Here is a 2,063-nt window from a genome sequence, read left to right on the forward strand (position 1 = left end):
TGGATTCATTCAGCTCGAATGACACAGATCTTGGATTGAAAAAGATGCACCGCGCGGCCTTCTCGGCAACTTGGATCGTATCGCCAGGAGTGACATCGAAGAAGTTCACGATCTATGTCGGGTAACGGCAGGGTTCAGCGGGGCCGCGCGAACGACTCCCCACTTCAACAACGTCAACTCGCGGCCTCCGTTGCAACCCATTGTTCCACGCTATATCGGGGTCGCCATCAATTCCGGCCTGACCATTCACGATAACGTTCATCCAGCCGGGGACGCAAGCGATCAAACGATTCCCATGTGTCGGGCACATGGTAAACGGAAGGCAGGTCTCCAGTGAGTAATTCGTCGTAGTCGTTTAGGTATTGGCCGGTCTTGAAGTCAAAGTATTCGACGGCGAATGCATTACCCTCGGCATTCAAATCATCGTCCACGAACTTGCCATCGCAGCTATCGAAGAACGATTTTCCTGGTGTAATAGAGCGCTCGTTGAGTGCCGCAACTGCATCGGGCATTTCGTCAATCACATCCTCGCCAGCGAGTCCTGTCATCCACGCCCACGCGACGAACATACCGATGTGCGTTGCACCGGCCTCCGCGGGAAGGTCCTTGGGGAAGTTTCCACCGTAGTGCCAAGATGCGTCGTCGTACTTCATGCTTCGATCGTGGAACTTATGTTTCTGCGGTGGGTGAGGGTGAGAATAAGTCGATTTGGGGTATTCTCACTGGTTTTCAAACTTATTCTCACGATATGCCCCCTCTTCGGTGCGGGCGACCGCGATCGCTATTCTCACCCGCTGCAGGACTAGTGTCAAGCTTGTTCTCGCCCCCATTCGCACTCCTGGGCGGGGGATGCAAAATGCTTTGCTAGGATTGCCGCTACGGCCTTGCTGGCGTTCCAATCGCTCGCTCGAACGGCATCGCGAGTTGACTGCATTGACCTGTGCTAGCAAAGCAATCCGATGAACTTGAGATAAAAATGTTGATGCGACCTGAACAGGTGTTAGGATGCGGGGCTAGTCAGCCCAAAAAGGACGTCGGCTTTGAATCTTTGACGTAGCGGACTGGTGTGGGGCAAAACCACCAGGGCCTGCGAACGAGCAGATCACGCGGGAGGGCAGAGGCGATGGCTTCGACACTTTTCATCAAACCAGGGTCAATGGAACAGGAATTGAAATGGGCCCGGATCTGGTTCAAACAATTCTCGACGTTCCTGGGACGTGACGGCTGGGACAGTCCGCGGCGAACCGAGTTTACTGCGGAGCAAGTGATTGAGTTCTTAAAGAGCAAGCGGGACGCGAATTTTCCGGCTTGGAAGCGAATGAAAATCATTCGCGGGCTGATGATCTATCGCCGCATGATATTGCAAAAACCGGATGATGACTTGGAGCCGGTGCGTAAGAGGATGCTGGAAATCATTGCCTACGAGCGTCGCCGAGACGAAGGATACGGTTCGATCGAAGAGTCGGGTGGCAAGATCAATCCACGCGAACCTGATGCGGTCCAGGAATTCCGCCGGGGACTGCGGCGAACGGGATTGAAAATTGGCACGGAGCGGTCGTACGTGCAGAAGCTCAAAGCGTTCATGACGGCGCGAGCGCTGACCTGCTTGGCCGACTTCGAGACGATTACCGAACTGGATGTCGAGGCGCATCTGACCGACTTGGCTGTCGACGGCAATGTCGCTCCTGAAACTCAGAATGTGGCGTTTCATGCGATGCGGAAATTTTTTGATCTGGTACTCAAGCGGGAACTCGGCAGCATCGAGGCGATCCGGGCTTCCAAGGGAGGCATGATTCCTACGGTGATGAGCACGCCCGAGGTCAGCCGCGTGTTTGACGGGCTGAGCGGCGTGCATTTGGTGATCGCTCAATTTTTGTACGGATGTGGGATGCGGATCAGTGAAGCGATTCGGTTGCGGGTCAAGGATCTGGATTTCGACAATCGGCGTGTTGAAATCCATCAATCCAAGGGAGGCAAGAGCCGAGTGGTGCCGATGCCAGAGGAGCTGGTCGAGGTGCTCAGGCGATACATGGCAACGCGGGCGGCACTGCATCAGCACGATT

Annotated in this window: 2 protein-coding genes; one reads left to right on the forward strand and one right to left on the reverse strand. The window is 55.0% G+C overall.

The genetic code is table 11. The annotated features are described in order from the left end of the window. Nucleotides 1-227: 227 nt before the first annotated feature. Nucleotides 228-653, reverse strand: coding sequence for a DUF7832 domain-containing protein (locus ABEA92_RS31215; RefSeq protein WP_345689787.1), 426 nt, complete (start codon nt 651-653; stop codon nt 228-230). 470 nt (nt 654-1,123) lie between these two features. Between ABEA92_RS31215 and ABEA92_RS31220 the strand changes: the two genes are divergently transcribed. Next, the coding region (locus tag ABEA92_RS31220; protein WP_345689789.1) for a tyrosine-type recombinase/integrase at nt 1,124-2,063 on the forward strand (940 nt) is incomplete at its 3' end.

Origin of the sequence: Novipirellula caenicola (assembly GCF_039545035.1) — a bacterium.
GTDB lineage: Bacteria > Planctomycetota > Planctomycetia > Pirellulales > Pirellulaceae > Novipirellula > Novipirellula caenicola.